The sequence below is a fragment of the Paraburkholderia sp. UCT2 genome (genome assembly GCF_014397665.1).
Taxonomy (GTDB): Bacteria; Pseudomonadota; Gammaproteobacteria; order Burkholderiales; family Burkholderiaceae; genus Paraburkholderia; species Paraburkholderia tuberum.
In genome coordinates this window covers 1-8,255 of the sequence record NZ_VZQO01000088.1, presented here as the reverse complement: position 1 = coordinate 8,255, position 8,255 = coordinate 1, and the positions used below count along the sequence as shown (strand labels likewise).

5 protein-coding genes and 1 pseudogene are annotated in these 8,255 nt (G+C 66.8%); all 6 read right to left on the bottom strand.

All coding sequences use genetic code 11. The annotated features are described in order from the left end of the window. Positions 1-457 (bottom strand): annotated as a pseudogene (locus F6X39_RS35350) (hypothetical protein); the annotation flags it as partial. A 420-nt stretch (positions 458-877) separates the two neighbouring features. Continuing rightward, positions 878-3,067, bottom strand: coding sequence for an ABC transporter ATP-binding protein (locus tag F6X39_RS35345; protein WP_187620042.1), 2,190 nt, complete (start codon positions 3,065-3,067; stop codon positions 878-880). Further along, a complete protein-coding gene (locus F6X39_RS35340; protein WP_187620041.1) occupies positions 3,064-3,960 on the bottom strand; it encodes an ABC transporter permease in 897 nt (298 codons plus the stop codon). The genes F6X39_RS35345 and F6X39_RS35340 overlap by 4 nt, the downstream gene beginning before the upstream one ends. Further along, positions 3,957-4,985 carry an ABC transporter permease gene (locus F6X39_RS35335; RefSeq protein ID WP_262414927.1) on the bottom strand — a complete coding sequence of 343 codons (1,029 nt, stop codon included), beginning with the start codon at positions 4,983-4,985 and terminating at the stop codon, positions 3,957-3,959. Before F6X39_RS35335 ends, F6X39_RS35340 begins: the two co-directional genes overlap by 4 nt. A gap of 41 nt (positions 4,986-5,026) precedes the next feature. Next, a complete protein-coding gene (locus F6X39_RS35330; protein WP_187620040.1) occupies positions 5,027-6,700 on the bottom strand; it encodes an ABC transporter substrate-binding protein in 1,674 nt (557 codons plus the stop codon). A gap of 388 nt (positions 6,701-7,088) precedes the next feature. Next, positions 7,089-8,108: a HoxN/HupN/NixA family nickel/cobalt transporter gene (locus tag F6X39_RS35325; protein ID WP_187620039.1), complete on the bottom strand. Its 1,020-nt coding sequence runs from the start codon at positions 8,106-8,108 to the stop codon at positions 7,089-7,091. Positions 8,109-8,255: the final 147 nt, after the last annotated feature.

Here is an 8,255-nt window from a genome sequence, read left to right as displayed (position 1 = left end):
CGCCACCACTACCGCTATTTCCCTTACCGCCACTCCCACTTCCGCTCCCTGAACCCCCCGCCCCGGCGCCGCTGTTGCCGCTTGCGCCAGCACCGCTATTGCTCGAACCCGCCGCGCCGCCATTACCGCTGCCGTTGCCACTGCCGCCGCCGAGCCGCCCGCAGCCCGGACCGCCGAGCCCGCCGCAGCCGGCCGGCGCGAACACCGAGGCGGCGTCGTCGGCGGCTGTGGCCGTGCCAGCCTCGGCGCCGGTCGCCGCGCCGTCGTTCTGCGCGAGCAGCAGCGGCGTTGAATCGCCGGGTTGCGCCCGCAACGCGTCGGCCAGCACAATCCAGCGAGGGATCACGTCCGTCGACGCTCCGTACGCGGTCCCCCCCGCCAACACCGCGACCATCGCGAGGACCACCGCGCCGCGCATCATTGCACAGTAGTAGTGATCTGATTTTCCGGTCTTCATCGCGCGTCTCCAGAGCGAAGGACGGTACCTCGCTGCCGCCTTCGCGAGCTGCCCCAGCGCCGGCCGACCTGTCTGCACGCGGGGCTTGTCGAACCCCCGATCCGTTGTGTCGAAGTTGTCCGTGCGTCGCTGCCGTGCTGATTGCGCGAGGTCGCGCCATCGCGTGGTGACGCTCGTCGTGCGGATATGCGCGGCGTTGCGCGCCCGGTTTGGCTTCGAATCTCTGGCCGCTAATTTAGCGATATCCATGCCACGCGTCGCAAAGCCTTGAAGCGACACGGGCGATATCGGGATGTGCGATGCGCACGCCGGAAAAACGCCTCAAAACGTTGCGACGATGAAACGCGCGGACGCAGAAGCGTGTTCCGACGCGGGATTCGTTAAGAGGGGCGGTGTGCGTCGATGAGGTTCGAGTCGACGCTAGCTGGCGTTTTCCGACGCATCGTCGGAGTTGCCGCCATACGTCGGGCCGCTCGCGTTGTCGTCGCGCGGCTCGCTTTGCAGCTCGCGAAGTGTGGCGACCGGAATATGACAGCGAATCCGGTGCGCGGAAGACGGATCGGCGGCGCCGTCCGCGTCGAGAAACGGCGGGTCCTGTTGCTCGCAGATCGCGCCGAGCTTGCGCGGACAGCGCGTGTGAAACACGCAGCCCGACGGCATCGCGCCGGGCCCGGGCAACTCGCCGGTGAGACGGATACGCGTACGTTGATGCACCTCGCCGCACGCGCCGTCGCCCGGCAGCGTCGGCACGGCGGACAGCAGCGCCTCGGTATAGGGATGCTGCGGTCCATCGAACACGGCCGCCGCCGGGCCGATTTCGAGCAGCCGGCCGAGGTAGAGCACCGCGATGCGATCCGACACATAGCGGACCACGTGCAGATCGTGCGAGATGAATACGTAGCTGACGCCGCGCTCGCGCTGCAGATCGGCGAGCAGGTTCAGAATCGCGGCCTGCACCGACACGTCGAGCGATGAAGTCGGCTCATCGCACACGACGACGCGTGGTTCGCCGGCGAACGCGCGCGCAATCGCGACGCGCTGCTTGAGCCCACCCGAAAGCTGGCGTGAACGTGCGTCCAGATAGCGCTCGGGCAGCCGCACGGCGTCCGTCAGCGTGGCGAGCCGTACGTCGATCTCGGGCCCGCGCAGCGCGGTGAAGCGCGCGAGCGCACGGCCGATCAGCCGCTTGACGGAATGCGCGCGATTGAGCGCCGAGTCCGGATTCTGGAACACGATCTGCAGCGATTTCAGCTGCTCGTCGCTGCGTCGCGTGACGCGCGCGGCGAGCGGGGCGCCGTCGAGTTCGAGCGCGCTGCCGGCATCGGGTGCGATCAGGCCGAGCAGTAGTCGCGCGAGCGTTGTCTTGCCGCTGCCCGATTCGCCGACGAGGCCGAGCGTCTCGCCGCTCGCGAGTTCGAGCGACACGTCGTCGACCGCGCGCAGCGGGACGCCCGATACGTGGAATGTTTTCGACAGGTTCCGGGCGCGCAAGACCGGCCCAGAGGGCGCGCGCGGCGCCGCGTTGGATGATGCGGCCGCCACCGGCGCCGCGCTCGATGTCGCACGCGGCAGTTCGATCGCACGCTCGTGATAGTGGCAGCGCGCCATCTGATCGCCATGCCGGGCGCCGAGGCGATAGGGCGGCGGCGCGTCGCGGCGGCAGCGCTCGTCGGCGAGACGGCAGCGCTCCGCATAGATGCAGCCCTGCGTGATCGAGCCCGGCAGAGGCAGGCCGCCCGCGATCGTATCGAGCCGCTCGCTGTCCTTGCTGCGTCCGGCCGTCGGCAGGCAGCGCAGCAACCCGACCGTGTACGGATGACGCGGCCGCGCGAACACGTCCTGGGTCGCGCCTTCCTCGACCAGCTTGCCCGCGTACAGCACGCCGACGCGTTCGCACATGCGGCCGATCACCGCGAGGTTGTGGCTGATGAACAGCACCGCGGTGCCGAGTTCCTCGCGCAACCGTGCGACGAGGTCGAGCACTTCCGCTTCGACGGTCGCATCGAGGCCGGTAGTCGGTTCGTCGAGAATCAGCAGCGCGGGGTTCGACGCGAGCGCCATCGCGATCACGACGCGCTGCTGCATGCCGCCCGACAATTGATGCGGATAGCTGTTCATCACGCGCTCGGGCGCCGCGATGCGGACGCGTTTGAGTATCTCGAGCGTGCGTTGCAGCGCCTCGTCGCGCGCGACGCCGGCCGCCTCGAATGCTTCGGAAACCTGACGGGCGATCGTCAGCGATGGATTCAGTGCGCGCCCCGGGTCCTGGTAGACCATCGAGACGGTCGTCGCACGCATGCTGCGCAGCGCGTCGGCACCCAGCTTCTGCACGTCCTCACCGGCGATTACGATCTTGCCGGCCTTCACCTTGCCATTGCGTGGCAGATAGCGCAGCGTCGCCATTGCCACGGTCGACTTGCCGCAACCGGATTCGCCGACGAGCCCATACGCCTCGCCGCGTCGCACGCGAAACGATACGTCCTGCAGCACTTCGCGATCGCGTCCGCGGATCCGGTAGGTGACCGTCAGGCCGACCACGGTCAGCGCATCGGTGCGATCGCTTTTCGACACGTCGAACGCGGCGAACGAGGAGGGCGGTGGGCCGTTCATTGGTCGAGCACTCCCTGCACGCCGTCGGCGATCAGATTGACGCCGACCACCAGTGACGCGATCGCGCCCGCCGCAAACACGACGGTCCACCACGCGCCGCCCGCCATCAACGTGTACGACTCGGACAGCGCGAGCCCCCAGTCGGCCGACGGCGGCTGGATGCCGAAGCCGAGGAACGACAGCGTCGCGACCGCGAAGATCGCATAGCCGAGCCGCACCGTTGCTTCGACGACGATCGGCGGCAGCACGTTCGGCAGGATCTCCGCGAACATGATGTACGGCGCGCGTTCGCCGCGCAGCTGCGCGGCGGCCACATAGTCGAGATGCCGCTCTGCGAACACGGCGGCGCGCACGGTGCGGGCTGTTATCGGCGTGAAGGTGGTGCCGATCACGAGAATCACCGTGAAGTTCGACGCACCGACCGCGGCGAGCGCGAGCAGCGCGACGATCACGAGCGGCAGCGCGAGCACCGCGTCGATCATGCGGCCGATCACGTCGTCGACCCAGCCGTCGAAGTAGCCGACCACCAGGCCGAGCGCGGTGCCCGCCGCGGTGCCGAGCAGGGTCGCGAGCGGCGCGATTGTCAGGATGTCGCGCGCGCCGACGATCACGCGCGAGAATACGTCGCGGCCGAGCTGATCGGTGCCGAACCAGTGCGTGCGATCGGGCGGCGTCAGCGAATTGAGCGGATCTGACGCGTACGGATCGAGATGCACGAACCACGGCCCGGCGATCGCGCAGACGATCCACCACGCGACGATCAGCGCGCCCACGATGAAGGTCGGCGAACCGAGCAGCAGGAGGAAGCGCGGGAAACGCGGCTCGGAGCCCGGTGCGCCGGGCGCGGGCGAGCCTGGTGGCGTCGATGAAGCCGGCGGCACGGTCGTATTCATTCGGCGGTCCTCACCCGCAGTCGCGGATTGAGCAGCACGTGCAGCGCATCGGCGACCAGATTCGCGAGCGTATAGACGACGCCGATCGTCAGTACGCCCGCTTCGAGCATTGGAAAATCCTTCGCCTTGGCGGCGTTGTAAATCAGCGAGCCGATGCCCTGGTAGTGGAACAGCGTCTCGACCACCACGAGTCCGCCGATCATGTAGCCGAGTTGGGTGGCGGCGACGGTGATCGTCGGCAGCAGTGCATTGCGCAGCACGTGCCGCCAGATCACGACGCGGCGCGGCAGGCCCTTGAGGATCGCGGTGCGCGTGTAGTCGGCGTCGAGCGCTTCGACGGTGCCCGCGCGTGCCATTCGCGCGATGTAGCCGAAGAACACGAGGACGAGCGGCAGCACCGGCAGCACCAGATGCCGCAGCTGTTCGAGCACGCTCGCATCGGGCGGAGATGAGGCCTCGATGGGCAGCCAGCGCAGCCACACGCCGAACACGAGAATCAGCACGATCGACGACACGAACTCCGGCACCACGGTCGCCGACAAACCGGCGATGCTGATCGTGCGATCGAGCCAGCGCCCCGCATGCATCGCCGACCACACGCCGCCTGCGATGCCGAGCGGCACGACGACGATGAACGCGAGCAGGCCGAGCTTTGCCGAATGTCCGAGCGCATCGGCGATGAACGGCCTGACCGGTTCGCGATACGCGTACGACAGCCCCATGTTGCCGCGCACGAAATGCGTGATCCAGTCGATGTATTGCGTGAGCAGCGGCCGGTCGGCGCCGAGCTGATGATCGAGCGCGGCGACCGCGCGCGCATCGGCGAGCGGCCCGAGCACCGCGCGGCCGATATCGCCGGGCAGCAGCTGGCCGCCCGCGAACACGATCACCGACAGCAGCCACAGCGTGATCAGCGAAAGACCCGCGCGCGTCGCGAGAAAACGCGCGACGCGGCCCGCATTGCCGTTCGTCGCGCGCGGCATACGCGATGTATTCGAGGCGGGAGAGGGCGCCGGAGCCGACATCGTGAGTTCTCCTGCGAAAAGCGAGGCGGACCGCGCGCTGCTTACGCGCTGAGCGTCGCGCGATCGAAATACAGTTGCGCGAGCGCAGTGAAGCGCACGCCGTTCACGCCCTTGCGCATCGCGATCAGCTGATCGTAGAAGAACGGGATGATCAGCGGCGTTTCGTCGAGCAGTAGAGTCTGGATCTGCCCGGAGATTTTCTTTTGCGTGGCGAGATCGATCGCCGCGACGAACTGCGCGACCAGTTGATCGTATTGCGGATTTTTGAAGTGCGCGGCGTTCCATGTGCCGTTGCTCGTCAGCGTCGCGTTGAGGAACACGTTCGGCACGCCGCGATGGCCGTAATCGGTGATGCCGAGCGGCGAGTCGAGCCAGTCGGATTTGCCCGGCGTGCCCGCGCCGTAGTAGAGCGATTGGCTCTCGACCTTCAGATTGATGCGCACGCCGATCGCCTTCGCGGCGTTCTGCACGACGACCGCGAGGTCGGGGATCTCCATGTATTTTTCGGTGGTCAGCGTAACGTCGAAACCGTTCGGCACGCCGGCCTGCGCGAGCAGCTGCTTCGCCTTCGCGACGTCGATCTTGCGTTGCGGCACGCCCGCATCCGACGATGGAAACACCGGCGCGAACGGGCTGTCGTTGCCGAGTTGTGCGCGACCCTTGAAGAGACCGCGCACGATCACGTCGCGATCGAGCGACAACGCGAGTGCCTGACGCACGCGCTTGTCCTTGAAGAGCGGGCTGTCGTTGCGCATGTGAATCTGGCGGTGCGCGCTCGACTTGACGCCGACCGCCTTGTAGTCCGGATTGTTCAGGATGGCCGCGCCGCCCTGCACGGTGAACGTGCCCATCACATCGGCCTGATGGCCTTGCAACGCGAGCAGTTGAGCCTGCTCGTCGGCGTAGAACGAAAACTGTACGCGTTGCGGTAACGCTTTTTCGCCCCAGTAGTCGGGATTGCGCACGAACGACGCGCCAACCTTCGGCTGATACTTTTCGAATTTGAACGGACCCGTGCCGATGAAACTCTTTTCGTAGTTGCCCGCGAAGTTCGCGGGCAGGATCACCGCGTTGTAATTATCCGAGGAAACGTAGTACGGGAAATTGCCGGTCGGCGCGTCGAGATGAAACTCCACCGTGTGTCCATCGACGACCTTCGCGCCGCCTTTCGACAGCACGCCCTTTAGTACCGATAGCGCGGCCGAGCCGCTCGCGGGATCGGCGAGACGGTCGAAGGTCGCGACTACATCTTTCGCGCCGAAGCTCTGGCCGTCGTGGAATTTCACGTTGGGGCGCAACTTGAAGGTCCACACGTCGCCCTTGTCGTTCGGCTTCCACGACAGCGCGAGCGCGGGCTTCAGCATCAGCTTCTCGCCGTCGTCGTCGATCAGGAATTCGCCGGTCTGGTTCAGCAGCGCGAGACTCGCGGCGTCCGTCACCGTCAGCGGATCGACGGCGCCCGCCGGCGTCAGATGCGCGACGCGGATCGTCTGGTTCGACGTGGGCGGTGCACCTTGCGCCCGCGCTCGCGGCGCGCCGAGCAGGCCGCCACCCGCGAGCGACAGACCGATCATGCTCGCATGTCGTAGCAGCTCGCGGCGCGTGATGCGGCCGGCGACAAACTCGTCGAGAGCGTGGTTGCCGTAGGCGTCGGCTGTGAGGCGGGCTGCGTCCAATGCGTCAGGTGCGAGAAATCGGTCCGCTGGCGTTTTCATCGATGGCGTGTCCAACCCGTTCTGTTGCTGGTTCGGAGGCGTCGCGCGAGCCGCGCGACGGCGCGAGGGGCAGCGCGCCTTCCGATGGGCGATGGGATGTGGTGGGGCCGCTATCGCGAAAGGGCAACGCTGTGCAGAGCGGTCTCAGTGTAAGCGATTGCTCGCGGCTCTGGCGCACCGGGGGCGCGCCGCGCTAGTCGATCGGCCGATAAATGACGCGCGGTGTGTCGTCGTCACAACGGTTACCGGACGCGTGCTCGCGAGGGGCGGCCGCGATTGTGGACGGATTGGCGGAGCGACACGGTGCGAAATGCGGTTTCGAACTCCACAAGGTGGAACTCTCAAAGAAACCTACGGTGTAGATCGGTTTCTCGGTAGGCCAGGCCACTTATCGTGCCGCCGTATCCGGCCGTCTCCAGCGATGAAACAGCACCGAGCCGATCCAGCACGCCATGAAGGCCGCGACGATCGCATAGCCGAGCGCGCCGAAATGATCGTTGATTCCGACGATCGCATCCGACACCCCGCCGCTCCAGCCGAAGCGATCCGACAGCAGCCCCAGCGCCTCGACGCCGCCAATCACGATCGCGACCATCGCCGACACGAACGTGATGCTCGCGTTGTAGTAAAGCTTGCGCTTCGGGTCGTCCATCGCCCAGCCGTACGCGTGCACCATCAGCACGTTGTCGGTCGAATCGACAAGCGTCATGCCGGCCGTGAAGAGCGCCGGGAACACGAGGATCGAATAGAGCGGCAGGCCAGTGCTGGCCTGCGACGCAGCGATCGCGAGCAGGCCGACCTCGGTCGCGGTGTCGAAGCCGAGCCCGAACAGCACGCCGACCGGATACATGTGCCAGCTTTTCGTGACCAGCCGAAACAGCGGCCGCAATGCGCGCGACAGCAGCCCGGCTGGGGCGAGCGCATCGGCTGACGCTGTGCTCGCAACGTCGCCGCGTTGCGTGTGCCGGTAGCGGCGCCACACGTCGCGCAGGACCACGAGATTGACCGCCGCGAGCACCAGCAGGAACGACGCGGAAACCAGTGTCCCGAGCGTGCCACCAACTTCCTTGAAGCTTTCGAAGCGCCCATTCAGCGAATGCGTGGTCCAGGCGATGCCGATCGTCGCCGCGATCACGATCGTCGAATGGCCGAGCGAAAACGCGAGCCCGATCCCGACCGGTCGCATGCCGGTTTGCATCAGCTTGCGCGTAACGGCGTCGATCGCCGCGATGTGGTCGGCGTCGACCGCATGACGCAGACCGAAGCCATACGCGAGCAGCGCGGTGCCGAGCAGCAGCGGGTAGTGGCGAAACGCGATTAGCGCCCACAGCCATGCGCCGAGGTTGGCGGCGAGCAGCACCGCGTAGAGCGCGACGAGGCGAGGGCGCAGCGAGGCGTTAGGCGTCATGTGGCACGAGCGGATGAACGGATAGGTTGATGAGCGGCTAGGGTCTGTTTACATATGGAACGCACGTGCGTTGCCGCGAGAAGGGCCGCTCGCAAGGATTGCGACGCCGCGAATACTCGACGTATTCGCAAGGAGCATGACGCAGCG